The organism is Bacillus sp. SN32, assembly GCF_002837495.1.
Lineage (GTDB): Bacteria > Bacillota > Bacilli > Bacillales > Bacillaceae > Bacillus > Bacillus subtilis.
In genome coordinates this window covers 59,688-85,660 of the sequence record NZ_PJCT01000001.1, presented here as the reverse complement: position 1 = coordinate 85,660, position 25,973 = coordinate 59,688, and the positions used below count along the sequence as shown (strand labels likewise).

Here is a 25,973-nt window from a genome sequence, read left to right as displayed (position 1 = left end):
CCTTGAGCTTATTTCTCGCTCAAGGTTGCACTGTTCAGCATCACAGGCTCGGGCAGCGGCAGCTTGTGGTGCGCCGTAATCCCGGTTGTGTTGCCGGCTTCTTCTTTTATATCGATTTGCTTGATTAATCGGCCGTCCATCTTCAGCACCTTTATCGTATATGAACCGATGCGAATGGATTCACCAGCCTCAATATCGATGTTTTCTTTTAATATCAGCCCGCCGATCGTATCGACGTCTTCTTGAATCGATGCGCCAAGAAGGCTGTTCACCTGATCGATCCGAACCTTTCCATCCATCACATAATGGCCGTCGCCAAGCTTTTGGATCAGCGGCTGTTCATCTTCATCAAATTCATCTCTGATCTCTCCGACAATTTCCTCAAGAATATCCTCTGTCGTCACAAGTCCCGAGGTTCCTCCGTATTCATCCGACAATATAGCCATATGAATGCGCTCGCGCTGCATTTTAATCAGCAAGTCATGAACCGGGATCGTTTCAATCACTTCGATGACCGGCCTCACATACGGATGGATCGTCATCTTCATTCGTTCTTCTTCTGTCATAAACAGCAAATCAGAAAACAAATGCTTCGTATTGACCAAACCGATCACACTGTCTTTGTCTCCATCTGTGACTGGCCAGCGCGTGTATTTTTCCTTCAGCATGACTTCAAGCATCTCGGCCATCGTCATCTCAGTTGACACAGCAGCCATTTCCTTCCGCGGTATCATAATTTCTTTCGCGATCCGATTATCAAATTCAAAAATCTTATTCACATATTTATATTCAGACGGATTAATCTCTCCGTTTTTTAAACTCTCAGATAACAGCATCCTGAGTTCTTCCTCAGAATGGGAACCATCATGTTCTGACGCAGGCTTCAAACCGAACATCCCGCATAAAAGCCGCGCCGATCCATTGAGGATCCAAATAAACGGAAACAGGAGCAAATAGAATAAACGCAAAGGGCCCGCTATCAGTAAAGTCAGCTGTTCTGCCTTTTGAATCGCGACCGTTTTCGGGGCCAGTTCACCTACAACAACGTGCAGGAACGTGATCAAGCCGTACGCGACTGCAAAAGAGGCTGCATGTGAAACCGAGTCCGGCAAGCCGAGCGGTTCAAACAGTGGATGCAGCAGCCGTTCAAAGGCCGGCTCACCCAGTACGCCAAGCCCGATTGATGTCAATGTAATGCCTAGCTGGGATGCGGATAAATATTCATCCAAATCTGTAATGACACGCCTTGCGAGTATCGCCCGTTTGTTTCCTTCTGTGATAAGCTGATCTATTCTGGATCTCCTCACTCTAACAATCGCAAACTCGCTTGCAACGAAAAACGCGGTTAAAGCAATGAGCACGCCAATTAAAATCAGACTGTCAATATCGTCCATTTAACCCTATCCTCTCAACAAAGGATAAGGAGTCACCTCCTGATATAATCATTTTTCCTTAACATTGAGGTACGCGGTGTATTGTTGCCTAAGCAGAGGGCCCCATCATACCACCTCCAAAAGTCAAAGTTTGATTATAAATTGTATATTTTATTGTAACACAACTCATTCCAAAAATGATTTTTAATTTTTAGACTTTTATCATGAGGAAAGCCTTAACTGCATGCCTGCTTGTCAATTCTGCGCCTGTCTGGATTGGAAGAGGAAGGATTTTGCGGATATAAAAAGAAAACAGCCTTGAAAACTGTTTTCTTTTCTTTGCCTTCTTAAGCAAAATCTTTATATAAAGAAATGAAAATGTCCCGTGAGTTTTTAATCTGCTCGATCGGCACACTGAAGGATAATCGGAAATGCCCGCTCATTCCAAAACCGCTGCTCGGCACAATTAATAATTTGTATTTTTGGGCGGCATGCACGCAAAATGCAACTTCATCTTCAATCGGCGATTTCGGAAAAACAAAGAAACCTCCCTTTGGCATTTCAAATTCAAAACCGGCTTCTTTTAAAATGTCTACCATTAAATCCCGGCGCTCTTTATAAGCGCTCGCGTCTACTCTTAAATCATCCATTCGTGCCACAGCCCGCTGCATCATGACAGGGGCATTCACAAATCCAAGCGTTCGATTACAATACACAAAAGCGTTGATCAAAAGGTCCGCATCCGGCATTCGGCTGTCCAATCCGATATATCCGAGCCGCTCCCCGGCTATGCCGAGATCTTTACTGAATGAGCTAGCCAATATCACACGATGGTACGATTGAAACGGATTTGCCAGCTCTTCATCATAGATTAATTGACTGTACGGTTCATCAAACAGCACATAAATCGTCTGGCCGCTCTTCTCTTCTATTTCTTTTAATAAAGCGCCTAAATCGTCTATATTTTTCTGGCTGAGAACCGTGCCTGTGGGGTTATGCGGTGTATTGAGGATCAGCCCTTTCGTCTGTGGAGTGATCGATTGCCTTACCGCTTCAATGTCGATCTCAAACCGGCCTGTCAACGGGCAGCTGACGGCCTTTCCCCCGTAGTTCTCAATATACAACTTATATTCGGCAAAATAAGGTGCGAGAATAATGACCTCTTCCCCAGGGTTTACGATGCTTTTTAACGCAACATTCAAAGCGCCTCCCGCGCCCACCGTCATGACGATACGCTCCGCTGAGAAATCAGCTTCAAAACGCGACCCCAGAAATTGCGCGACTTTTTCTCTCGCTGCAGGAAGCCCTTGGTTTTGTATGTATCCGTGGCTGCCTTTTTCAGCTTCCTCTATTAACGCTCTCTTAAAAGCTTCAGGCGGTTCAACAATCGGGTTGCCGAGTGAAAAATCAAATACCTGGTCTTCTCCGAACTCCTTCTTCAGCCTTGCACCTTCATCAAACAGCTTGCGAATCCATGATCCTTTATTTAAGTTTTCTTCAACTTCCCGGGATAACCCAGCCAATTTCATCTGTCCCTTCCGCATATAAAAATTTGAAAATTCTATCTTCCTATGTTACTTCAATCAGATGATGAATTCCACAACTTCCAATTCCGGTCTAAAAAAACAATAAACTTGTGCAAGACACCGTTCATATATTAAACTATTCTCATAACTATAACGTGATGGTTGGGAGGGATATAGATGGGGCTGAGACTTATCGCATCAGTGAACTAGCGGCACTCGCCGGAGTAACGAAACGGACAGTTGATTATTATACGAATCTCGGTCTGCTTACGCCGGCCAGATCCTGTTCAAATTACCGTTACTACGACGAAAATGCACTCAAACGACTTATATTTATTGTAGATTGCAAGAAGCAGCGATTGGCCCTGTCCGATATTAAAGATCGACTGGAGAACCAGTTTCCCTCTTCAGCTAAACTTGATGATGAAATTGGAAATCTGGCATTAGAAATTGATCATATGAATCAAAACATCTCCGGAATCTTGCATCGGTTTGAACGGCTGAAGCCCGAGGATCGTGACAAGCTGAAAAGCAAACTCCCGCCTGAAAAGCTCGCCGTGTTCCAATCATTTATGCTGCTGTTAAGTTAAAACCATTTTATCTAACAGGAGGTGTTACCTTCATTCTCATTGCTAGAGTGAAGGTTCTAATTGGACATAGTGAATTTGATTTTAGTTGCTGTTTTAATCGCCCTGACGGCATTTTTCGTGGCATCTGAGTTTGCCATTATCAGAATCAGAGGCTCACGGATCGATCAGCTGATCGCGGAAGGAAATAAAGCAGCAATAGCCGTAAAAAAAGTGACCACGCATCTTGATGAATATTTATCTGCGTGTCAGCTCGGAATTACATTGACTTCCATCGGATTAGGGGTTTTAGGTGAATCAACGATCGAAAGGCTGCTTCACCCGCTTTTCGTACAAATGAACGTACCAGGTTCCCTTTCACATGTCATATCGTTTATTTTTGCGTATGCCATTATCACGTTCTTACACGTTGTTGTCGGAGAACTTGCACCTAAGACAGTCGCTATCCAAAAGGCGGAAGCAGTGTCTATGCTGTTTGCGAAACCGCTGATTTGGTTTTACCGCATCGCGTTCCCATTCATTTGGCTTTTGAACAATTCCGCACGGTTATTGACCAAAGCATTTGGCCTGGAGACCGTTTCAGAAAACGAACTGGCACACTCAGAAGAAGAGCTGCGAATCATTTTGTCTGAAAGCTATAAAAGCGGTGAAATCAACCAATCAGAGTTTAAATATGTGAATAAAATCTTTGAATTTGACGACAGGCTCGCGAAAGAAATTATGATTCCGCGGACCGAAATTGTCAGCCTTCCGCATGATATCAAGATTTCTGAAATGATGGACATCATTCAGATTGAAAAATATACCCGCTACCCTGTGGAAGAGGGCGATAAAGATAACATTATCGGAGTTATTAACATTAAAGAAGTGCTGACCGCCTGCATAAGCGGTGAGGTATCTGTTGATTCCACCATTTCTCAATTCGTCAACCCGATCATTCATGTCATTGAATCTGCGCCAATCCAAGACCTGCTTGTCAAAATGCAAAAAGAGAGGGTCCACATGGCCATATTGTCTGATGAATACGGCGGTACTGCCGGGCTTGTGACGGTTGAGGACATCATTGAGGAAATTGTCGGTGAAATCCGCGACGAATTTGATATTGATGAAATTAGCGAAATCCGCAAAATCGGCGAAGGCCATTATATTCTTGACGGAAAAGTGTTAATTGACCAAGTAAACGACCTGCTAGGCATCCATTTAGAGAACGAAGAAGTCGATACGATCGGCGGCTGGTTCCTTACTCAAAAATACGATGTTGAAAAAGATGATTCCATCATCGAAGAGGGCTGCGAATTCATCATTAATGAAATTGACGGCCACCACGTCGCATATATTGAAGTGAAAAAGCTTCAAGAAGAAGAACTTCTGGAGACAGCTAACCAGCAGGAAGCATAATAAGAAAAGCACCTTGTATAAGGTGCTTTTCTTATTTTTACAGTTTCAGGGCAATCTCTCAGAACGCCTTATAGCTGATCAAGTTTATTCTCTAGTTCTTTAATCCGCTGATTCAAAGCCTCTGTCATTGCTGCAAGTCTTTCCTTTGAAGGCAGGTGGGCAAAATCAGCCTGGTGAAGAGGCTCACCGATAATCAGCTTCATTTTTCCTTTTTTGAATAATTCTTTTCCGCTTGAAGGGCCCTGATATGCAGCGGGGACAAGCGGCGCTTTCCCCATTTGCGCAATCGTCACCGCACCTCTTTTCAAAGGCACATCCTCAGAGGTTCTTGTTCCGCTTGGGAAGATACCGACGATCTCTCCTTCTTTCAGCAGCTTAATCGGCGTTTTAATACTGCTTGGCCCGGGATTTTCCCGATCTACCGGAAAGGCATGAATTTTCTTCAGAAACGAACCGATCCATTTATTTTGAAAAAGCTCTTTTTTCGCCATGTAGTGTATTTGATAAGGAAGAATCCCGACTCCGAGTGTAATCACATCAACCCAGCCGGAATGTGTACACGCGATGACAAAACCTGAATCGGCCGGAAGGTTTTCTTTGTTATACACCTTCACTCCTCCGCGAAGAGAAAGAATAACTTTTAAAGCATTTGCACAAAACTTATACATATCGCACTTCCTTTGTCGTAATCAATGATTCTTTCTGTCATCTATTATAACAACATTTTTTATTACCTGGTACTAATTTTTAAGATTTCTCCCGTTAAAACGCCAAAAAGCTGAGAATTCGCCCTCAGCTTTTGTTATATTTCCTCTCTGGTCGGCGGGGCCATAAACTCCGGTCCGACAGGGTCTGATATCGTATTTTCCAATATAGTATTGATATCTTTCTGATCTTCACTGTTCAGCGTCCAGCCTGTAATTTCAGATAGGGCCTCAAGCTGCCCAGGCTTTCTTGCTCCCCAAAGAGCGATATCCGCTCCCGGCTGATCTAAGATCCATCTGACAGCCAAGTGAATCACTGATTTTCCATAACGTGTCTTCGCCAGCTTATCCAATTGATTGACAGCAGAAAGATACTCTTTAAAGCGGGGCTTCTGGAATTTTGGATCGTGATTACGCAGATCATCGCCCTCAAATGTATACTCTTCGGTCATTTTGCCTGTTAACAGCCCTCTGCATAAACTGCCGTATAATAATGTTGTTATCTTGTTATCTTTCGCATAAGGAAGAACACTCTCTTCCATCTCTCTTTCAAACAGATTATATGGAGGCTGAATCGTATGGAGAGGTGCGACGGCGCGAAATGTATCCATTTGCTCAATTGAAAAATTGCTGACGCCAATCGCCCGGATTTTTCCCGCATCATATAATTCCTTCATGACTTCAGCCGTTTCTTCAATTGGCACAAGCGGATCGGGCCAATGCACCTGATAAAGATCAATATAGTCTGTTTGAAGCCGCTTCAAAGAATTCTCAACTTCCTCTACAATTCTCGCTCTGTTCGCATGGCGGAACAGCTGGTTGTTCTTCCAGTCCAGAGCCGTTTTCGTTGCGAGAATCACCTGGTCTCTTTTGCCGTACTCTTTGATTGCCTTTCCGACGATTTCCTCGGACTGCCCGAAGCCGTAAGCCGGCGCGGTGTCAATCAGTGTAATCCCCTGATCAAGAGCGGCTCGGATTGTTTCAATCGATGTTTTTTCATCAGTGCCTCCCCACATCGTTCCGCCAATGGCCCATGTGCCGAGGCCGATTCTGGAGGCTTCTATTCCTGTATCTGCTATACTGGTATATTCCATTGTGCCACTCCTTCACTTTTTCACTATCTTTTCCCCTCTGGAAAAAATGTTAAACATTTCTCCGCACTATCTTTTGCGGGCATTTTTGGGTACTATATAGTAATGGTGTTTGATTAGGTATAAAAAAGCCGTTTGCATGTAATGTGCAACTTTAAACCTTTCTTATGCGTGTATAACATAGAGGGGAGAAAAGGCAGTGACGATCGATGAAATTTACCAAATGTACATGAATGATGTTTACAGGTTCCTGCTCTCCATGACAAAAGACAAGCATCTTGCTGAAGACTTACTGCAGGAAACCTTTATGCGGGCATACATACACATTCACTCCTATGATCACAGCAAAGTAAAGCCCTGGCTTTTTCAAGTGGCGCGAAACGCCTTCATTGATTACGTCAGAAAGCATAAGAAAGAAGTAACCATTTCTGATGACTTAATCGGAAGCCTCTTTCAAAATGCTGTTCAAAGTCCTGCCCATCAGGTAGAGATAAAGGAAGTGCTGACTGGTTATATGTCCGAGCTCCCCGATAATTATCGGGAGGCCTTAACGCTATATTATTTAAAAGAGTTAAACTACAAAGAAGCATCCCATATTATGAATATTTCAGAGGCGAATTTTAAAAGTGTTTTATTTCGTGCCAGACAGCGGCTGAAAGCACTTTATAATAGAGGTGTTAATGATGAATGAAGAATTTAAAAAGCGTTTTGATCAATATAAAAATGGGGAAATGAGCGACCAGGAAATGACTGCATTTGAGGAAGAACTTGAGAAGCTCGAAGTATATCAGGAACTGATTGAAAGCGAACTCGAGGACGATAACGATTGGGATCTCAGCATCAGTCCTGAAAAACAAAAAGCGATTTTAGCCTACGGCAAACGCAAGTCTTATTTGCGAATTTCTGTGCTTGCCGTCATTTCGACATTGATGATTTTGCCGCTTTGTACGCTGGGAAGCTACCTCTATTACGGAATGGGTGGAAAACACAGCACCGGCAATGAGTTTATGGAAACTGCCGCAGTCACTGTAGCCCTGACCATGCCAAATGTTCTTGTTGATACTTCCGGACTGAAAAGCCAAGTGAAGCTATTTGGAATGAATACGGAATTCCCGCTGCAAAAGCAGATTGGCACGAAGACGGCTGCCGTAGGGAATGAACGGGTTGAAATGTTTTATAACAAAGTAAAAGCGCCGGCAGTAAACTACTATGACTTAGAAGTGAATAAAACCGGCCATTACTTTACACATCCTTCAAACAAGTCTGAACAAACGACCGCAAAAGCAGAAAAAACGTTAAGCACATTGCCTGAAGGAACGGTATCAGAGGTCTACCTTTCATATGACCGTGCATATCCGACAAAAGACGTGTATAACAAATTCAAAGGCTATGATGTGAGCTTTTTGTGGAACGCAATCGAAACAGAGAAAAACACAAATAAGACAGCTTCCACAGAACCTCTTGGCTATCCTGGAAAGGATTCAAAGTTCCTGGCCGCCCTTAATACAAAAGGCAAGTCGAATGGCGATCAGTTTATCAACGCCCTGAAATTCATGTCCAAACACGAAAAATGGGCTCAGGTCATTTCAAAACGGAAAGACCTGAATGTAGATAACCGATTAGATTATGTAGAGAAAAACGGTGTCAATGTATACGGTTCGGTCGTTACAGGGCCAACCAAGGAAATCCAGCGCATGCTGAAAAATAAATCTGTAAAATCAGCGAATGTCGGCGAGGTGGAATTATGGAACTGGTAAGAATTTTTAAAGAACACAATGTATTCGGCTGGATCTCTGTCGGGACAGCGGTTCTGTCCCTGCTGTTGCTGAATTTGGCCATTATCAGCAACGTCACGTTTTATTCCTATCAAATGCTTCCGTTCGCCATGGCTGCCGTTCCGTTCGGCGTTGTTGAACTCTTCATCAAGAGAGGGCGCACAGGTCCAGGCCTGCTCGGCGTCATCCTTAATCTCTTTGTGATTATTTGTGTGTATACCATTGTATCTGTAGATACGAATTTACAGTTTGGCTTTTAAAAAAGACGCCTTTTCAGGCGTCTTTTTTTCATTACACCGGTTTTCGGAACAAATAACTTTCTATAGTAAAACCCATTTTATCTGTATAAAATCGATGTGCGTCTTTACGCTGAAGGCCAGATGAAAGACTGACAAAACCAAGTCCGGCTTTTCTCGCCCAGTCTGAGGCATAATCCAAAAGCATTTTGCCGTATCCCTTTGATCGGCAAGGTGCCGTTGTAACAAGATCCGCAATCCACAAGTGCTCTCCTTTATGAATGGAAACTCTCGGCAGAGCCCCGCACAGCGCTCTGATTGCTGTATTTTCATATAAGGCAAACAGCATATACGATTCTTTCTGCACACAGGCTTCAAGCCTTTGTAAATACGTCTCTATATCCAGTTCTGTTCTCAATTCACTCATAATCGGATACGACTCAGCCCATTCTTCTTTCGAGGTTAATTGTTTCATATGGATCATCTTCTCAATCCCCTTTCCTTTCGTTACAATGAGCATAGCTAATAAATGGCATTTTCCAAATAGCCAATCTCAGAAAAAATGACCATGCCAGATACAAAGGAGACATGAGATGGATATTACGCCGTTTCTTGATAAAAAGAGCAAAACACCGCTGTATGAGCAGCTTTATACCTTTTTTAAACAAGAAATTTCACATGCGCGAATAACAAAGGGAACAAGACTTCCGTCAAAACGCAGGCTCTCCAGCTTGCTCGATGTCAGCACGGCAACTATAGAACGGGCTTATGAGCAATTAACTGCTGAGGGCTATGTCAAAAGCAAGCCGAAAATCGGCTGGTTCGCGGCGGAAGTAGAACAAGGATTCCCGACAGCTCCTGACCATTTTCAGCAGTCTGTACAGCCGGGATTACATGAAAAGAACGCACCTGCTATTGACTTCCATCAGGGCAACGTTGATCCGACCCTCTTTCCCTTTAACGCATGGAGAAAAAGCATAGTAAAAAGTCTTGATCACTATTCCGGATCGTTTCACACCTCTGGCGACCCTCAAGGAGAATACGAACTCAGGCACATGATTGCCCGATTCGTCAGGCTGTCTCGGGGAGTAATTTGCGAACCCGGCCAGATTATCATCGGCGCAGGAATCACCGTGCTTCTGCAAATTCTTTGCCTTTCGCTAAAGCCAGGTACAAAAATCGGCTTTGAAGAACCGGGCTTTCACCGTTCAAGAAGGATGTTTGAAGCAAATCACATGGATGTCACTCCGATTTGTTCTGATTCAGAAGGCGTCCTGCCGGATGAGCTCTACCGCCAGAATCCTTATCTCATGTATACGACTCCTTCGCATCAGTTTCCGATTGGGACCATTATGACGATTACCCGCAGACAGGAGCTGCTGGCATGGGCGGCAGAAACAAATTCATTCATTATAGAAGATGATTACGATGGAGAATTTCGCTACAGCGGCCACCCCATTCCGTCTTTACAGGGTCTTGATCCGAATGGCAGAGTCATATATCTGGGCACTTTTTCAAAGTCACTTCTGCCTTCCTTGCGGCTCAGCTTCATGATTGTGCCCCCTGAACTCATGGAACCGATCAAAGACAATGCTCAGTTAATGAAGCAGACCGTCTCTGTTCACTCGCAATTGGCACTGGCAGACTTCATCGAAACCGGAGAGTGGCAAAAACACATAAATAGAATGAGAAGCTTATACCGAAAAAAACACGCTGTCCTGTTAGAAGCCATCCGCTCTGAACTAGGAAACACCGTTGAGATTCTCGGTAAAAACTCGGGGCTTCACATTCTGCTGCGACTATTGTTTCCAGCAAGTGAGGAAGAAGCAATAAAAGCAGCCGCAAACAACGGTGTAACCATCTATCCCGTCTCCCCTTCATATAAAGAACGAACGCCTTTTGTTTCTGTCTTAATCGGTTATGGAGGTTTGTCAGAAGAGGACATCAGGCTCGGCATCCAAAAACTGAAAACGGCATGGGCACCGTTGATATCAACTTATTAAATAAAAACAGGCCCCGGAAACGGAGCCTGTTTTTTAAAATGATAAAATTCCGATTAAATTTAAGAACACGATAATAATGGCAAGCGGCACGATAAAACGAAGCAAATAAAACCATGTGTAAAAGAATGCTTTACCTGCATTTGATCCATTTCGCATTTCAGCCAAGAGTTCGCTTTTCGAAATTTTCAGCGGGATAAATAGAGAAATTAACAGAGCGCCTGAAGGCATCAAAACATTGCTGACGGTAAAATCGGCAATATCAAAAAACGTTTTGCCAAATAGGTGCACATCACTCAAAACGCCATAAGACAAGCAGCATGGGATTCCGACCAAAAAGATCAAAAGCCCGCTCGTCCATGACAGTTTTTTTCTCTTCTTTTCGTCCCCTTTTCCGATTGTGGCAACGATAATTTCAACCATCGAAAATGCTGAGGTTAAGGCTGCAAATAAAAATGCAACGAGAAAGCCGATAAAAAACAACGTGCCGAACGGAAGCTGTTCAAAAACGGCCGGAAGCACTGTAAACAGCAATGTCGGTCCTTCATTTGGCTGAAAACCGAATGAGAAAACCGCCGGAAAAATAGCCAAACCTGCCAAGAGTGTCACAATGATATTCATCAAGACAATGGAGGCTGCCGAACGAGGGATATTTTGTGTTTTCGGCAAATAGGAGCTGTAGGTCACCATCACCGAAACCCCCAGTGTTAACGTAAAGAAGGCCTGTCCCAGCGCGAATAATATGGATTCCGGAGTCAAATCGCCGAAATGAGGCACAAGCAGAAACTTTACGCCTTCCATTGCACCATTAAGCGTAAGAGACCGAAGAACGAGCAGAATAAACAATAAAAACAAAATCGGCATCATCACCGCGCTTACCCGTTCAATCCCTTTTTGAACCCCTCTTGCGACAACGAGTACAGTCAGTGCCATAAAGACAAGCTGAGCCGCGAGCGTCTGCACCGGATTTTGGATAATAGAAGCAAAAAGAGCGCCATACTGTGCTTGAGAAAGCCCGGACAGTGATCCTGACGCTGTTTTCACGATATACAGCAAAATCCATCCCCCGATTACACTGTAAAACGACAGCACTAAGAAACACGCGGCTACACCGATCCACCCTGTAAGAAACCAAGCTGATCGCGGCGCTTCTTTTTTATATGCATCAATGGCATTCGTCTGGTTCCGTCTTCCAAAAATAAATTCCCCCACCAAAAGCGGATAGCCTAAGAGGATGGTAAATAACACGAAGATAAGAAAAAAGGCTCCTCCCCCATTGGTCCCCGCTACGTAAGGGAACTTCCAAATCGCGCCCAAGCCGATAGCCGAGCCGGCGGCTGCCATGACGAAACCGATTTTCGAAGCCCATTGGACTGGTTTTTGCTCAGACAATAAACGTCACTTCCTTTCCAGCCTATATTATCTCTTATTTTTGTCTTCATTTCTATAGATTCATTTGCCAAGAACAGAAAAGAGAGCGGCCTGTATGGCCGCTCTCTTTATCAAAAGGTTATTGATTTAATTTTGAATGCTTTCTTGAATACAGAAAATAGATTACCAAGCCGATTAACAGCCACACTAGGAAGCGGACAATCGTCACCCATCCCAGATTTAAAATCAAGAACAGGCAGAACAGAATCGCCAGGCCTGGGATCACGGGAACTCCCGGGCATTTAAAAGCTCTCGGAAGATCAGGCTGTTTCTTTCTCAAAACGATAACTGCCACAGAAATCAGGACAAATGCCGACAACGTCCCGATGTTTACCAGCTTTGCAAGTTCATCCAGCGGAACAAGTGAGCCGAGAAGCGCCGACATCGTTCCGAAAAACCAAGTGGCTACATAAGGTGTTTTGTGCTTTGGATGCACTTTAGAAAGTGAGCCCGGCACAAGTCCGTCACGCGACATGGCAAACATGACGCGTGTCTGCCCGTAAAGCATCACGAGCATAACTGTTGTCATTCCCAACACGGCGCCAATATCAATGATGCCAGCCACCCAGTTTTGTCCTGCGCTTTGAAGAACTAGAGAAACCGGATGATCCACACCCGCAAATTGAGCAAACGGGATAACCCCAGTCATGATCGCTGATACGGTGACATATAAAATCGTGCAGACCAGTAAAGAGAAAATAATGCCTTTAGGCAGATCTTTCGCAGGATTTTTCGTCTCTTCCGCAGCAGAGGATACAGCGTCAAATCCGATAAAAGCAAAGAATACGAGCGCCGCTGCACTGAATACGCCGCCAAAGCCCATTGGCATAAACGGCTGCCAGTTGTGCGGCTTCACGTAAACGGCTGCCACCGCGATAAACAGCAGAACAACCAGTATCTTCAAGATAACCATGATATTGTTGACTCTTTTTGATTCTTTGATGCCTAAATAAAGCAAATATGTGATCGCCATTACAATGACGAATGCAGGAAGATTAAACAGGGTAAAGGTGCCTTTCACTGCGCCCGGTGCCGCTGTTAAAGCAACCGGAAGATGAATGCCAAGCCCTGATAAAAACGATTGGAAATAACCAGACCAGCCGACCGACACTGCACTTACCGCCAGCATGTATTCTAAAATTAAATCCCACCCGATAATAAAGGCCATAAGCTCTCCCAATGTCGCATAAGTGAATGTATACACCGAACCTGAAACAGGCACACTTGACGCAAATTCCGCGTAAGACAGGGCGGCGAATAAACAAGCCAACGCCGCCACAACAAATGAAATCGTCAGCCCGGGACCGGCCGTGACTGCGCCTGTTCCCGTCAGAACAAAAATCCCTGTGCCAATAATGGCGCCGATTCCAAGCAACGTTAAATCAAATGCTCCTAATTCTCTTTTTAAAGACTTTTCCCCGCTCGTCGCAGCGATTAAATCCTGAATGCTTTTCTTCCTAAAAACGCTCCCTTTCATTCCCCTTCAACTCCCGATCATCTATTTTTATATATATTTTATTTGAATTTTCTGAATTCATGAGCAACAATGGTCATTTTTCTTTTTTTCTACTATATTTGTACTGGTCGCGAATCATTCCTTTCTCCTACTCAATATTATATATAAAATTGCAAAAATGAAAACAAAATTGTTAGAAAAATCGACAAATTTTTTATTTTGAATTTTTTCACCACACAAAAAAACCAGCTCTTGAGCTGGTTTTTCGTTGATTACGTTGAAATAAAACGTCCGCCATTCACATGAATGGTCTGCCCTGTCATATAGGAAGATTCGTCAGACGCCAGCAGAACATAGGCGCCTGCATGCTCAACCGGCTGTCCCGGTCTTCCCATTGGGGTATCCAAGCCGTGCTGTTTCACTTTTTCCTCAGGGAATGTCGCCGGAATAAGCGGTGTCCAAATCGGACCGGGCGCCACCGCATTCACTCTGATGCCTTTATCTGCAAGCGACTTCGCCATGGAACGCGTAAAGGAAACAATCGCACCCTTTGTGCTGGAATAATCAATTAACGCCGTATCCCCTTCATAAGCGGTAATCGATGTCGTATTAATAATGGCACTCCCCTCTTGCAGGTGAGGCAAAGCTTTCTTCGTCATATGAAACATGGAAAAAATATTTGTGCGAAAGGTTTTTTCCAGCTGTTCTGTTGAAATATTGAGAATGCTGTCCTGGGGATGCTGTTCAGCGGCGTTGTTCACTAAGATATCGAGTTTACCAAAATGGTCCACTGTTTGCTGCACAGCTTGTTCACAATGGTTCTCGTCCCCGACATCTCCCGGGATAAGCAGGCAGCGGACATTCTCCTTTTCGATCCGTTTGCGTGTTTCCTCTGCGTCCGAATGCTCGTCTAAGTATAGAATGGAGATATCAGCCCCCTCTTTAGCAAAGGCAATAGCTGCTGCTCTCCCTATTCCGCTGTCGCCTCCGGTAATGATCGCAACTTTTCCTTTCAGTTTTCCGCTTCCTCGATAATCCTCGTCCTCTGACAGCGGCAGCGGATTCATTTTTGACTCAATGCCCGGCTGTCTGTCCTGATGCTGCGGTTCTTGTCCTTCTGTTTGTCTGTCCATTGGGTTCACATTCATCACTCCTAGACATGTGGTTGATACTGAACGTTACCACACGACAGAAATGAATAAACGCCAAAATATGTTATGAAAGAACTTCCTCGGGAATGGCACCGGTATATTGCGCTGACGGGCGGAAAATCATGTTGTTTTCTGCCTGTTCCAGTACATGGGCGCACCACCCTACCATTCGGCTTGCTGAAAAGGTCGGAGTAAACAATTCATCGTCAAAATCGATGGCCTTCATCACTGCAGCTGCGTAAAATTCAACATTTGTGTACAGCTTTCGTCCCGGTTTGTAGATTTCTAGCAAACGAATCGCTTCTGCTTCTACATGCAGCGCAAGATCAAGATCACGGTCATTGCCGGCCACCTCTTCTGCTTTCTGTCTCAAAGCTTCTGCCCGCGGGTCTTTTGTTTTGTACACCCTGTGGCCGAATCCCATCAAGCGCTCTCCTTTTTCGAGTTTTTCTTTCAGATATGCTTCAGCATGTTCCTTTTCTCCAATGTCTTCAAGCATTTTTGTCACCGCAGAAGGAGCACCTCCGTGCAGCGGACCTTTCATCGTACCGAGAGCAGCCGTGACGGCTGATACTAAATCACTCTCTGTAGATAACGTGACCCGTGCCGAAAAAGTGGATGCGTTCATGCCGTGCTCCATGGCCAGAATCATATAGGTTTCAAGCGCTTTCTTTTTTGCCTCTGAAGGCTGTTCACCTGTGAGCATATAATAGTAGTTTTCGACATGTCCGTACTGGGAAGAAGGTGCAATTGCTTGTTCACCGCGCGTCCATCTTTTTCTGTATGCAATGATGGAAGGCGTGATTGCAATCAGCCGGATTGCTTCTTCTGTTTTCGGATGGAATGTGTACGTATTTTCCCCCAATGCTGAAACAACCGTTCTCAGCACCGACATATCGTCCATGTTGTTTGGCAGTGATTGAATCAAGCGCTCAATATGTTCCGGAAGATTCCGTTCCGCAGCCAGCTTATCTTTAAATACCTGCAATTCTTCAGTTGAAGGCAGTTTTCCAAATAAAATCAAATAAGCCGCTTCTTCAAAGCTGTGATTCAGTGCGATGTCTTTTGCATGATGTCCTCTGTAAATCAGACGCCCTTTTTCACCATCAATATGGCTGATGGATGTTTCCACACATGTAATTCCCTTTAATCCGTAATGTACCATTTGTATTCCCCCTATCCTTTTCTGTTATTATAGTAAATATAATATTTAAAAAATAATGAATATTTTAAAGGGAATTAATTAAAAATATTAATCAGAGGGAGAATAGAAATGGATTTCAAATGGCTTCACACCTTTGTGACCGCTGCAAAATATGAGAACTTTCGAAAAACGGCGGAAACGCTTTTCTTATCTCAGCCTACTGTGACCGTACATATCAAGCAATTAGAAAAAGAAATCAGCTGCAAGCTGTTCGAGCGTAAAGGCAGGCAAATCCAGCTGACTGATGAAGGCAGGGCGTATTTGCCGTATGCGCTCAGGCTTCTTGATGATTATGAAAACAGCATGGCAGAGCTTCACAGAGTGAGACAAGGCTACTCTCAAACCTTACAGCTCGCGGTTTCTCCGCTTATTGCAGATACTGTGCTTCCTTCTGTCATGAAGCGGTACACAGCAATGAATACGGAAACAGAAATGGCGGTTACGATTTTCGAATCAGCGGAAATCGCGTCACTGATTAAAGCCGGGGAAGCAGATATCGGACTAAGCTGTTTAAAGGTACAGTCTTCTTCTTTAAGCTGCCACTGCTTATACAAAGACCCTGTCGTCCTTGTTGCCCCGCCCGATAAGCGTTTCATAGAAGACAACGAAATTGATGCCAAAGAGGTGCTCGAACAATACCTGCTTTTGACCCATAATCATCCTGATTACTGGGACGACTTGCTCCGTCAAGTCAGAATGACATTTCCATTTGTGAGAACAATGAAGGTCACTCAAACACATATAACGAAACGGTTTATCAAGGAAGGACTCGGAGTTTCATTTCTGCCTTTATCTACAGTAAAGCGTGAGTTAGCAGAGAAACAGATGATCAGAATTCCTTATCAGTCTGTACAGCTGCCCTATGCCGGCGCTTACGCGATTGCCCTTTATGAAAATAAGAAAGAAAAAAAATTCTTGGATTTTTTATCACATTTTCATTTTTAGAAGCAACCAAAACGCCTGTGCTCCGTCTAATGAAAAAAACCCGTTCCAATGAACGGGTTTTCTCTAAAATTAGAATCTTTTCGCACCGAGGTAACGAGGCTTCCAGTAGCTGTTGTTCAGGCTGCTGATTTGTACGCCGTCAGATCCTGCATGAATGAAACTGTTGTTTCCAATGTAAATCCCCATGTGAGAAGGGCCGGATTTATATGTTGTGAAGAAGACGAAATCACCAACAGACGGGCTGGCAATGCTCTTCATAGAACTCCAGTATCCTGCAGTGCTTGTTCTGCCCACACTTGTTTGTTTATTCAGTACGTACCAAATGAATCCGCTGCAGTCAAAGCCGGAAGTTGTCGTTCCGCCCCATTTATATGGCGTTCCGACTAACGCTTTTGCATCAGAAACCAGTTTGCTCACATTAAGTGATGTAGATGACGTTTTGCTGCTTGAAGATGATGAAGATGAAGCAGGTTTTGAGCTGCTTGTGCTTGTTCCTTTCACCTTCAATACTTGGTTGACATAGATTACATCTGATTTTAAGCCGTTTAAGCTTTTTAATTTGCTAACCGTAGTGCCATATTTGCTCGCAATTTTAGAAAGGCTGTCTCCGCTCTTCACTTTATAAGTAGAAGTTGAAGACGATGACACTTTTGATGAGCTGGAGCTGCTTGAACTAGTTGAACCTTTCAGTTTCAGGACTTGTCCAACACGAAGCAAATCTGATTTTAAGCCATTCAGCTTCTTCAGTTCATTGATTGTCATGCCGTATTTTTTTGAAATTTTCCAAAGGCTGTCCCCGCTCTTTACTTTGTATGTAGAAGAAGAGGAAGAAGAACTGCTGCTTTTTGAACTCGTAGATTTGCCGTTAATCGATAAAGTTTGTCCCACATAAATAATGTCTGAACGAAGGTGGTTCTCTGATTTAATTTTACTGATCGTTGTGTCGTATTTTCTTGAAAGATCCCATAACGTGTCGCCTTTTTTCACCTTAATGCTTTGTGCAGATGCCGCTCCTGCAAATAACGTCGATCCTAAAACAACTGCTGTCGTAGCTGTAATGATTTGCTTTTTCATATTTTCCTCCCCAAATGTTAACTCTCTATATATGTATCTCTTTTTTTAAATTAATCTTATTGATTTCTATTATAAGGATAGATTCCCATCAGAAATAGTCTTGACTTCATGTGACAAATTTCTTAATTATTCGTTCTAAAAAAAAGTTTTTAAGGGTATTAAATATTTCATTTTCGTTGCAAAGGTGACAAAAAACGAGTGCTTTTGTCATGTTTTATGGGATGTTTTTCAACATAAAGGAAATAAATGAAAAACTTTCGGGGTCGGCTCACATACCGGAAAAATGAGTGGTAAAGAATATTCGAGGAGAGCTGCGGTTATCCGCAGTTTTTTTATTTAAACAAACATATCATGCAAAGACAGAGAGGTAAAGATTTTTCTGAAAAATGAATGCTTTACATCAAATAAGGCAAGATAACGAAAAGCGTTTTTTCATTTCCTTACAAGGCTTTACTTATTGTTTACATGATCAACAGCCGCATTTAACAAAATTTCCCTAACATGATAAACGGAATACATTAAAGGAGGCATGAGAAAATGAATTTGTTTCAAAATATGAAATCAAAATTTCTGCCAATCGCTGCTGTTTCTGTCCTTACAGCTGGAATCTTTGCCGGAGTTGAGCTGCAGCAAACAGAAAAGGCCAGCGCCAAAAAACAAGACAAAGCTGAGATCAGAAATGTCATTGTGATGATAGGCGACGGCATGGGGACGCCTTACATAAGAGCCTACCGTTCCATGAAAAATAACGGTGACACACCGAATAACCCGAAGTTAACAGAATTTGACCGGAACCTGACAGGCATGATGATGACGCATCCGGATGACCCTGACTATAATATTACAGATTCAGCAGCAGCCGGAACAGCATTAGCGACAGGCGTTAAGACATATAACAATGCAATTGGTGTCGATAAAAACGGGAAAAAAGTGAAATCAGTACTTGAAGAGGCCAAACAGCAAGGCAAGTCAACAGGGCTTGTCGCCACGTCTGAAATTAACCACGCCACTCCAGCCGCATATGGTGCCCACAATGAATCACGGAAAAACATGGACCAAATCGCCAACAGCTATATGGATGACAAAATAAAAGGCAAACATAAAATAGACGTGCTGCTCGGCGGCGGAAAATCTTATTTTAACCGCAAGGACAGAAACTTGACAAAGGAATTCAAACAAGCCGGCTACAGCTATGTAACAACTAAACAAGCATTGAAGAAAAATAAAGATCAGCAGGTGCTCGGGCTTTTCGCAGATGGAGGGCTTGCTAAGGCGCTCGACCGTGATAGCAAAACACCGTCTCTCAAAGAAATGACGGTTTCAGCAATTGATCGCCTGAACCAAAATAAAAAAGGATTTTTCTTGATGGTCGAAGGGAGCCAGATTGACTGGGCGGCCCATGACAATGATACAGTAGGAGCCATGAGCGAGGTTAAAGATTTTGAACAGGCCTATAAAGCCGCGATTGAATTTGCGAAAAAAGACAAACATACACTTGTGATTGCAACTGCTGACCATACAACCGGCGGCTTTACCATTGGCGCAAACGGGGAAAAGAATTGGCACGCAGAACCGATTCTCTCCGCTAAGAAAACACCTGAATTCATGGCCAAAAAAATCAGTGAAGGCAAGCCGGTTAAAGATGTGCTCGCCCGCTATACTGACCTTGACTTCACGTCTGAAGAAATCAAAAGCGTTGAAGCAGCTGCACAGGCTGACAAAAGCAAAGGGGCCTACAAAGCCATCATCAAGATTTTTAATACTCGCTCCAACAGCGGATGGACGAGTACCGATCATACCGGCGAAGAAGTACCGGTATACGCGTACGGCCCCGGAAAAGAAAAATTCCGCGGATTGATTAACAATACGGACCAGGCAAACATCATATTTAAGATTTTAAAAACTGGAAAATAAAAAGGATGCAGAACGCTGCATCCTCTTTTTTATAAATATCTGCGGTGAACACCTTTTCCGTCGTACGAAAACATGACTTCCTTATCCTCAAGCACAGACTCAATGTGCACGCTTCTACCCCAAAGCTGGAATAAATAAGGAAGCACTTTCTCCAAATATTTCAAATCCAGCTCTATGCCCTCATACCAATGCTTAATATAGAGCTCATTATTTTTCATATAATCGCCGTCGTTTACTGTCAAATATGGAAATCCGCCATTTACCCGCATGCTTACGAGCTGGTCGCGCACCGACTTCCACTGTTTATCGATGATTTTATAATCTCGGCCCTGTTTTTGAAACAAATAAAGATCCTCGCGCATGACTAATTCTTTGGTTAAATAATTGCGGATGAAAGAGATATCGGATTCAATCTCCCTGACCTCAAACATTTTCTCCCGGCCGGAGTCAGGCTGCACGCCCATTTTCTTCATTTCCTCCGTCGGGTTGTTGTACCTCTTTTCAATGTCTTCAAATATTTTCAGCCCTAAATAATAAGGATTAATGCCTGTTTTGGACGGCTGAACGACACCTGCATTCAGCTTGGCGAACTCGATCGCTTCATCAGAGGTCAAATCAAGCTCACGTATAATTCTCTGGTGCCAATAGGAAGCCCAGCCCTCATTCATAATCTTGGTTTCCAGCTGAGGCCAGAAATAAAGCATTTCCTCTCTCATCATCGTTAATATATCACGCTGCCATGGCTCCAGCTCCCGGGAATGCTCCTCGATAAAAAGCAGGATATCTTTTTCAGGCCGCGGCGGGAACGGTTTTTTCGATTTTTTCACTTGTTTTTTCGGTTTCTTTTCATCCAAAGACCATAGATCATCGTAAGGCGTGGCTGCCTCTTCAATCTCCTCTTCCTCATCATCCACACTCCATTGGAGCTTTGGTCGGACCAACGACGGATCGATATGCTCCTGAATCGAAAGGATCGCATCTAAAAAAGATTCGACTTCTTTAATCCCGTGAACCTGCTCATAGTGTTTTATCCGTTCAGCCGTTGCCGCCATGCTTTCCACCATATCGCGCTTCGTGTTTTGGAAACGGCAGTTGTTTTTGAAGAAATCGCAATGGGCAAGAACGTGTGCGACAATCAATTTATTTTGGATCAGTGAGTTGCTGTCCAGCAAAAAAGCGTAGCATGGATCTGAGTTAATGACCAGCTCATAGATCTTACTTAACCCTAGATCATAGTGCAGCTTCATCTTGTGAAACTGCTTGCCGAAGCTCCAGTGGCTGAATCTTGTCGGCATCCCGTACGCGCCAAATGTATAAATAATTTCAGCCGGGCAGATTTCATATCTCATCGGGTAGAAATCAAGGCCGAATCCTTTTGCAATTTCGGTAATTTCCTCAATTGCCCGCTGTAATCCCTTCTTCTCCTCCGCGTTCAACCGAATCCCCCCTACTTGGACTTATCTATAATGTATGAGCCCGCCAGACAAAAGATGATAGTCTCACTCGGGCAAGAAAAAATTCCCCCGGCACATTCATCTGTTTGCTTATTGGATCAGTGGGTAAACACACACCATACTACGAAAAAGGAGCGATACCAATTGAATGTAGCAGACGTGCTTTCTTCTTATCTCAGTAAGCTGCCAAACGTAATCATTGCTTTACTCGTCTTATTAATCGGCTGGGCTATTGCTAAAATCATTGAAAAAGCGGTATACAAAGGACTCAGCAAAACAAAAATCGACGACAAGCTCTTTGCTGGGAAAAAGCCTTCACGCTATTCCTCGGAAAAAGTCATAAGCAAGGTCGTTTATTTTATCGCACTGATCATCGTCTTTATTTTATTCTTTAACATTTTGCACCTGACAACAGTGGCATCGCCGTTTGTCAGTATGCTTTCGGCGATTGCAGCCGCGATCCCAAGCGTGCTGAAAGCCGGACTCATTCTGCTGTTAGGATGGGCTGCAGCCTCTGTTTTGAGCTTCCTTGTCAAAAAAATCGGGATGAAGCTGAACACGAGTGACAAACTGCGCAAGTGGAATTTGGTGTCTGAAGGAAAAGATATTCACCAGGCTGTCAATACCGCTTCACAAATTGTCTTTTATCTCGTGCTGCTTGTTTTTCTGCCAGGGGTCTTATCTTCTTTGAAAATCAGCGGCATTTCAGGTCCTTTTACAAATATGATGGAAAGCGTGCTCGCTTTTCTGCCGAAATTATTTGCAGCGGCGCTTATCGTATTAATCGGCTGGCTTGTTGCCCGCCTTGTTCGTGATATCATTACGAATTTCCTTGCAAGCATCGGCACGGAAAGATTCGCGGCACGTATGGGTTTATCAATTTACTTAAAAGATACAAGCCTTTCAGCAGTCATCGGAACAATCGCTTATGTGCTGATTATGATTCCGGTGGTCATTTCAGCGCTTGATCAGCTGGATGTCGCCGGCATTTCAAAACCGGCTGTCTCTATGCTGAATACGATTTTAAACATGCTTCCGAACATCATGATTGCCATCGTGCTTGTTTTAGCGGGTATCTGGGCAGGAAAATGGGTGAAATCCATGGTGTCCGGACTGCTCCATCGCGCAGGCTTTGATTCTGTCTTAGGGAAAATGGGCATGGATGCCGGAACGCCTGCAAAGCTGTCCTTGTCTCAAGTTGTCGGTATGATTGCGCAAATCATTGTCATTCTGCTCTTTACAGCTGAGGCGCTTCAAATTGTTCGGCTGCACTTCCTCGTAGAAATTGCCACTGGCATCATCGCGTATCTGCCGAATGTCCTTGTCGCAGTATTCATTCTCGGACTCGGCCTTTACGCAGGAGAATTGGTGAGAAAAGTGCTCGCAAGCATGATAAAAGGCCAGGAATTCAAGTCTTTAGCGCCTATTGCTAAATATACGATTATCGCACTTGCTTTCTTTATGGCCCTGGATCAGCTCGGTGTCGCTGCGACAATCGTCAATTCCGCGTTCATCATCGTTCTTAGCGGCTTCGCACTCGCTTTCGGTTTATCCTTCGGCCTTGGCGGTAAGGATTTTGCATCACGTTATCTGTCTACATTTGAACGCAAAATGCAAAACACAGAAATCGAAAAAAACCGTAAAAACCAAAATCCGCCGAATGACATGTAAGCAAAAAACATGCACCCAGCTGGGTGCATGTTTTTTAATTCCTTTTTTTTCATTTTTCAATCGATTATGATAAGATATAGAAAATGTCTTATTCTGAGGTCTTATTATGAAGTTAACCAATTATACAGATTATTCATTAAGAGTGTTGATTTTTCTGGCTGCAGAGCGTCCCGGAGAACTTTCAAATATAAAACAGATTGCCGAAACGTATTCTATTTCAAAAAATCATCTCATGAAAGTCATATACAGGCTCGGCCAGCTCGGCTACGTAGAAACGATACGCGGACGGGGCGGCGGCATACGATTAGGCATGGAACCTGAAGACATCAACATCGGTGAGGTTGTCAGAAAAACGGAGGACGATTTTAATATTGTTGAATGTTTTGATGCGAACAAGAATCTCTGCGTTATTTCCCCGGTTTGCGGCTTAAAACATGTGCTGAATGAAGCGCTTTTGGCCTATCTTGCGGTTTTAGACAAATATACACTGCGCGACCTCGTCAAAAACAAGGAAGATATCATGAAGCTTTTAAAAATGAAGGAATAGATCCATGATTCCTTCTTTTTTTATGCCCTTTTTCCCCCTTATTGTTAAGATAATTTGGCTATTTTTATAAAAAGGCAAAACGATGAGACAAATGTGCCGATATAAAAAAGAAACAGCAAATGCAAAATCATTGGGGGAAAAAGGAGAGCTAAGATGAAAAAGAAATTAGCAGCAGGGCTGACAGCATCTGCGATTGTCGGCACAACTTTAGCAGTGACACCAGCTGAAGCAGCAACGATTAAGGTCAAAAGCGGAGATTCTTTATGGAAACTGGCCCAAACCTATAACACAAGTGTGGCGGCCCTCACATCCGCCAATCATCTTTCGACTACTGTTCTGTCGATCGGCCAGACGCTTACTATTCCAGGCAGCAAATCCAGCACTTCTTCATCTACTTCAAGCTCAACAACCAAGAAGAGCGGAAGTTCTGTTTACACAGTGAAAAGCGGAGATTCACTTTGGCTAATCGCAAATGAGTTTAAAATGACGGTGCAGGAACTGAAAAAATTAAACGGACTAAGCAGCGATTTAATTCGTGCTGGGCAGAAATTAAAGGTGTCCGGTACTGTTTCTTCAAGCTCTAGTTCCAGTAAAAAAAGCAACTCTAATAAGAGTTCAAGCTCCAGTTCAAAAAGCAGTTCTAATAAGAGTTCAAGTTCCTCATCTTCTACGGGAACATATAAGGTGCAGCTTGGAGATTCACTTTGGAAAATTGCAAACAAAGTCAATATGTCCATCGCTGAATTGAAGGTCTTGAACAACTTAAAATCAGACACCATTTACGTGAATCAGGTGTTGAAAACAAAATCAAACGGCTCTGATACGTCTTCTAAAGACACTTCATCCAAATCGAACCAAACTTCAGCAACAACTAAATATACCGTTAAAAGCGGTGATTCACTTTGGAAAATCGCAAACAACTATAACCTGACTGTACAGCAAATCCGAAATATCAACAATCTGAAATCAGATGTGCTTTACGTTGGACAAGTATTGAAGCTGACAGGTAAAGCATCTTCAGGCTCTTCATCATCGTCGTCTTCTTCGTCAAATGCAAGCTCCGGCACGACGACTACATACACGGTGAAAAGCGGTGATTCCTTATGGGTGATTGCTCAAAAATTTAATGTAACAGCTCAGCAGATTCGTGAGAAAAACAATTTAAAAACGGATGTCTTGCAGGTTGGCCAAAAGCTGGTCATTTCCGGAAAAGCTTCATCATCGTCTTCATCCGGTTCTTCAAACACCACCAGCTCAACGAGTGCGAAGATTAACACAATGATTTCGGCCGCTAAAGCGCAGCTTGGGGTTCCGTATCGCTGGGGAGGCACGACACCGTCCGGGTTTGACTGCAGCGGATTCATTTACTATGTACTGAACAAAGTCACTTCCGTATCTAGATTAACGGCAGCGGGATATTGGAACACAATGAAATCAGTTAGCCAGCCTGCTGTCGGAGATTTCGTTTTCTTTACAACATATAAAGCCGGCCCTTCCCACGTCGGAATTTACCTAGGCAACGGGGAATTCATAAATGCCAACGATTCCGGAGTTGTCATTTCCAATATGAACAACTCTTACTGGAAACAGCGCTATCTCGGTGCAAAACGATATTTCTAAAAACAGAAACTGTGCGGCCTTAACGGCTGTACAGTTTTTTATTAGAGCCTAAAGACGTTGATGCTAATCATATGATTTGTCACCGGATGAAAATAGACTTCGGCCCGAACAGAAAAAGTGTCATCTTTTTGTCTGACTGTTACCCGAAAGACATCTTTCGTCTGCTGATCATTCACCTCTGTACGCCCCATATAAGCATAATCAGAAAATGAAGCGCCCTTATATTCATCCTGAATTTTGCTCCAGGCAAGCTGTTCCCACTTTTGAACGGACTCGTTTGTGTCCGTTGAATGACCTTTTGCAGCCATTGACACGATAATCAATCCGCAAAAAAGAAGCGCGATGGTATACGGCAGAGATTTCATTTTTTCAGTCTCCTGTACCCAGAATATGTTCCCTCATAGGTTTACCAAAAGCGATATCTTCATTCAGGCATTTTGATTTTATGTCTCCCTCATATTGCTACCCCTTTACTGCCGCAGACGCCAAGTTTTGCCCCGTCAATTACAGAGGATGCGGCATAAACTAATCATGAACTTCTCACCCAAGAAAGGAGAAGCGATTCATGGATTATGCCGATTACGATAAAGCGCTTTATTACACCCATCGTTCTCAATGGGATAATTTATTAATTTTAATGGTGCGTACAGAGGACGATTTGTTGTCAAAACGAATTGAGCATTTTCTGCATGCGTATCATTTTGAACAGGATTACGCCGTTTTAGAAAAGATGCTGTATTCCCTTCTCCGTTATATTGATCATGCCACAGAGCTGACTTATGAAGATCAAATAGCCCTTCTCACATAAACAAATCC

General features: G+C 43.5%; 24 protein-coding genes. 12 read left to right on the top strand and 12 right to left on the bottom strand.

The features are described from left to right. Window positions 1-8: 8 nt before the first annotated feature. Window positions 9-1,394 carry a hemolysin family protein gene (locus CW370_RS00520; protein WP_003233322.1) on the bottom strand — a complete coding sequence of 462 codons (1,386 nt, stop codon included), beginning with the start codon at window positions 1,392-1,394 and terminating at the stop codon, window positions 9-11. Between the two features lie 326 nt (window positions 1,395-1,720). Continuing rightward, complete coding sequence (locus CW370_RS00515) at window positions 1,721-2,902, bottom strand: pyridoxal phosphate-dependent aminotransferase (protein ID WP_024572997.1); 1,182 nt, start codon at window positions 2,900-2,902, stop codon at window positions 1,721-1,723. 155 nt (window positions 2,903-3,057) lie between these two features. Between CW370_RS00515 and cueR the strand changes: the two genes are divergently transcribed. Beyond that, the gene (cueR, locus tag CW370_RS00510; protein ID WP_010886460.1) at window positions 3,058-3,489 is read left to right on the top strand and encodes a Cu(I)-responsive transcriptional regulator; all 432 of its coding nucleotides are present in this window, start codon (window positions 3,058-3,060) and stop codon (window positions 3,487-3,489) included. A 60-nt stretch (window positions 3,490-3,549) separates the two neighbouring features. Continuing rightward, the gene (locus CW370_RS00505) at window positions 3,550-4,884 is read left to right on the top strand and encodes a hemolysin family protein (RefSeq protein ID WP_009966903.1); all 1,335 of its coding nucleotides are present in this window, start codon (window positions 3,550-3,552) and stop codon (window positions 4,882-4,884) included. A gap of 68 nt (window positions 4,885-4,952) precedes the next feature. Here CW370_RS00505 and CW370_RS00500 read toward each other — a convergent pair whose 3' ends face one another. Continuing rightward, a complete protein-coding gene (locus tag CW370_RS00500) occupies window positions 4,953-5,552 on the bottom strand; it encodes a 1-acylglycerol-3-phosphate O-acyltransferase (RefSeq protein ID WP_003233335.1) in 600 nt (199 codons plus the stop codon). A 134-nt stretch (window positions 5,553-5,686) separates the two neighbouring features. Next, window positions 5,687-6,682, bottom strand: coding sequence for an aldo/keto reductase AkrN (akrN, locus tag CW370_RS00495; protein WP_003245422.1), 996 nt, complete (start codon window positions 6,680-6,682; stop codon window positions 5,687-5,689). 196 nt (window positions 6,683-6,878) lie between these two features. Between akrN and sigM the strand changes: the two genes are divergently transcribed. From sigM to CW370_RS00480, 3 genes are read left to right on the top strand one after another with little or no spacing between them, the layout of a single operon-like run. Next, on the top strand, window positions 6,879-7,370 hold the full coding sequence (sigM, locus tag CW370_RS00490) for an RNA polymerase sigma factor SigM (protein ID WP_003224177.1): 492 nt from the start codon (window positions 6,879-6,881) through the stop codon (window positions 7,368-7,370). Beyond that, the gene (locus CW370_RS00485) at window positions 7,360-8,436 is read left to right on the top strand and encodes an anti-sigma factor (protein WP_015252469.1); all 1,077 of its coding nucleotides are present in this window, start codon (window positions 7,360-7,362) and stop codon (window positions 8,434-8,436) included. The genes sigM and CW370_RS00485 overlap by 11 nt, the downstream gene beginning before the upstream one ends. Further along, entirely contained in the window at window positions 8,424-8,714 is a 291-nt protein-coding gene (locus tag CW370_RS00480; RefSeq protein ID WP_003233341.1) for an anti-sigma-M factor, read from the top strand. The genes CW370_RS00485 and CW370_RS00480 overlap by 13 nt, the downstream gene beginning before the upstream one ends. A gap of 31 nt (window positions 8,715-8,745) precedes the next feature. Here CW370_RS00480 and CW370_RS00475 read toward each other — a convergent pair whose 3' ends face one another. Beyond that, the gene (locus tag CW370_RS00475; RefSeq protein WP_009966899.1) at window positions 8,746-9,174 is read right to left on the bottom strand and encodes a GNAT family N-acetyltransferase; all 429 of its coding nucleotides are present in this window, start codon (window positions 9,172-9,174) and stop codon (window positions 8,746-8,748) included. A gap of 109 nt (window positions 9,175-9,283) precedes the next feature. Between CW370_RS00475 and pdxR the strand changes: the two genes are divergently transcribed. After that, window positions 9,284-10,693, top strand: coding sequence for a MocR-like pyridoxine biosynthesis transcription factor PdxR (gene pdxR, locus CW370_RS00470; protein WP_024571733.1), 1,410 nt, complete (start codon window positions 9,284-9,286; stop codon window positions 10,691-10,693). Window positions 10,694-10,726: 33 nt separating this feature from the next. Here pdxR and CW370_RS00465 read toward each other — a convergent pair whose 3' ends face one another. The 4 genes from CW370_RS00465 to citA form a co-directional block, all read right to left on the bottom strand. After that, window positions 10,727-12,082, bottom strand: a complete 1,356-nt coding sequence (locus CW370_RS00465) for a sodium-dependent transporter (protein WP_003245615.1) — start codon at window positions 12,080-12,082, stop codon at window positions 10,727-10,729. A gap of 118 nt (window positions 12,083-12,200) precedes the next feature. Next, window positions 12,201-13,598 carry a branched-chain amino acid transporter BcaP gene (gene bcaP / locus CW370_RS00460; protein ID WP_003245791.1) on the bottom strand — a complete coding sequence of 466 codons (1,398 nt, stop codon included), beginning with the start codon at window positions 13,596-13,598 and terminating at the stop codon, window positions 12,201-12,203. A 251-nt stretch (window positions 13,599-13,849) separates the two neighbouring features. Then, a complete protein-coding gene (locus CW370_RS00455; protein WP_015483011.1) occupies window positions 13,850-14,719 on the bottom strand; it encodes an SDR family oxidoreductase in 870 nt (289 codons plus the stop codon). A 73-nt stretch (window positions 14,720-14,792) separates the two neighbouring features. Continuing rightward, complete coding sequence (gene citA, locus CW370_RS00450) at window positions 14,793-15,893, bottom strand: citrate synthase CitA (RefSeq protein WP_024573277.1); 1,101 nt, start codon at window positions 15,891-15,893, stop codon at window positions 14,793-14,795. Window positions 15,894-16,001: 108 nt separating this feature from the next. On the opposite strand from citA, the gene citR reads away from it, so the two are divergent. Continuing rightward, a complete protein-coding gene (citR, locus tag CW370_RS00445; protein ID WP_003233357.1) occupies window positions 16,002-16,877 on the top strand; it encodes a transcriptional regulator CitR in 876 nt (291 codons plus the stop codon). A 69-nt stretch (window positions 16,878-16,946) separates the two neighbouring features. On the opposite strand, the gene lytE is transcribed toward citR, so the two are convergent. Beyond that, window positions 16,947-17,951, bottom strand: coding sequence for a peptidoglycan endopeptidase LytE (lytE, locus tag CW370_RS00440; RefSeq protein WP_003244816.1), 1,005 nt, complete (start codon window positions 17,949-17,951; stop codon window positions 16,947-16,949). A gap of 537 nt (window positions 17,952-18,488) precedes the next feature. On the opposite strand from lytE, the gene phoA reads away from it, so the two are divergent. After that, window positions 18,489-19,865, top strand: a complete 1,377-nt coding sequence (gene phoA, locus CW370_RS00435) for an alkaline phosphatase PhoA (RefSeq protein WP_029946211.1) — start codon at window positions 18,489-18,491, stop codon at window positions 19,863-19,865. 29 nt (window positions 19,866-19,894) lie between these two features. On the opposite strand, the gene spoVR is transcribed toward phoA, so the two are convergent. Further along, window positions 19,895-21,301: a stage V sporulation protein SpoVR gene (gene spoVR, locus CW370_RS00430; protein WP_003233364.1), complete on the bottom strand. Its 1,407-nt coding sequence runs from the start codon at window positions 21,299-21,301 to the stop codon at window positions 19,895-19,897. Between the two features lie 162 nt (window positions 21,302-21,463). On the opposite strand from spoVR, the gene CW370_RS00425 reads away from it, so the two are divergent. From CW370_RS00425 to lytF, 3 genes are all read left to right on the top strand, one after another. Then, window positions 21,464-22,990, top strand: coding sequence for a mechanosensitive ion channel (locus CW370_RS00425; protein ID WP_423779684.1), 1,527 nt, complete (start codon window positions 21,464-21,466; stop codon window positions 22,988-22,990). A gap of 106 nt (window positions 22,991-23,096) precedes the next feature. Beyond that, entirely contained in the window at window positions 23,097-23,537 is a 441-nt protein-coding gene (gene nsrR, locus CW370_RS00420; RefSeq protein ID WP_014479293.1) for a nitric oxide-sensing transcriptional repressor NsrR, read from the top strand. Between the two features lie 153 nt (window positions 23,538-23,690). Next, window positions 23,691-25,157 carry a peptidoglycan endopeptidase LytF gene (gene lytF, locus CW370_RS00415; protein ID WP_101169437.1) on the top strand — a complete coding sequence of 489 codons (1,467 nt, stop codon included), beginning with the start codon at window positions 23,691-23,693 and terminating at the stop codon, window positions 25,155-25,157. Between the two features lie 41 nt (window positions 25,158-25,198). Here lytF and CW370_RS00410 read toward each other — a convergent pair whose 3' ends face one another. Next, window positions 25,199-25,522 carry a YqzG/YhdC family protein gene (locus tag CW370_RS00410; RefSeq protein WP_014476269.1) on the bottom strand — a complete coding sequence of 108 codons (324 nt, stop codon included), beginning with the start codon at window positions 25,520-25,522 and terminating at the stop codon, window positions 25,199-25,201. Between the two features lie 200 nt (window positions 25,523-25,722). Between CW370_RS00410 and CW370_RS00405 the strand changes: the two genes are divergently transcribed. Next, complete coding sequence (locus tag CW370_RS00405) at window positions 25,723-25,965, top strand: YhdB family protein (protein ID WP_003233373.1); 243 nt, start codon at window positions 25,723-25,725, stop codon at window positions 25,963-25,965. Window positions 25,966-25,973 lie beyond the last annotated feature (8 nt).

Coding starts and splice junctions, on each gene's coding strand:
- cueR (WP_010886460.1), top strand. CDS start 3,058: ATGGTTGGGAGGGATATAGATGGGGCTGAGACTTATCGCATCAGTGAA.
- CW370_RS00515 (WP_024572997.1), bottom strand. CDS start 2,902: ATGAAATTGGCTGGGTTATCCCGGGAAGTTGAAGAAAACTTAAATAAA.
- nsrR (WP_014479293.1), top strand. CDS start 23,097: ATGAAGTTAACCAATTATACAGATTATTCATTAAGAGTGTTGATTTTT.
- lytE (WP_003244816.1), bottom strand. CDS start 17,951: ATGAAAAAGCAAATCATTACAGCTACGACAGCAGTTGTTTTAGGATCG.
- CW370_RS00475 (WP_009966899.1), bottom strand. CDS start 9,174: ATGATCCATATGAAACAATTAACCTCGAAAGAAGAATGGGCTGAGTCG.
- CW370_RS00520 (WP_003233322.1), bottom strand. CDS start 1,394: ATGGACGATATTGACAGTCTGATTTTAATTGGCGTGCTCATTGCTTTA.
- CW370_RS00405 (WP_003233373.1), top strand. CDS start 25,723: ATGGATTATGCCGATTACGATAAAGCGCTTTATTACACCCATCGTTCT.
- CW370_RS00485 (WP_015252469.1), top strand. CDS start 7,360: ATGATGAATGAAGAATTTAAAAAGCGTTTTGATCAATATAAAAATGGG.
- citR (WP_003233357.1), top strand. CDS start 16,002: ATGGATTTCAAATGGCTTCACACCTTTGTGACCGCTGCAAAATATGAG.
- akrN (WP_003245422.1), bottom strand. CDS start 6,682: ATGGAATATACCAGTATAGCAGATACAGGAATAGAAGCCTCCAGAATC.
- citA (WP_024573277.1), bottom strand. CDS start 15,893: ATGGTACATTACGGATTAAAGGGAATTACATGTGTGGAAACATCCATC.
- CW370_RS00480 (WP_003233341.1), top strand. CDS start 8,424: ATGGAACTGGTAAGAATTTTTAAAGAACACAATGTATTCGGCTGGATC.
- bcaP (WP_003245791.1), bottom strand. CDS start 13,598: ATGAAAGGGAGCGTTTTTAGGAAGAAAAGCATTCAGGATTTAATCGCT.
- phoA (WP_029946211.1), top strand. CDS start 18,489: ATGAATTTGTTTCAAAATATGAAATCAAAATTTCTGCCAATCGCTGCT.
- CW370_RS00410 (WP_014476269.1), bottom strand. CDS start 25,522: ATGAAATCTCTGCCGTATACCATCGCGCTTCTTTTTTGCGGATTGATT.
- pdxR (WP_024571733.1), top strand. CDS start 9,284: ATGGATATTACGCCGTTTCTTGATAAAAAGAGCAAAACACCGCTGTAT.
- lytF (WP_101169437.1), top strand. CDS start 23,691: ATGAAAAAGAAATTAGCAGCAGGGCTGACAGCATCTGCGATTGTCGGC.
- CW370_RS00500 (WP_003233335.1), bottom strand. CDS start 5,552: ATGTATAAGTTTTGTGCAAATGCTTTAAAAGTTATTCTTTCTCTTCGC.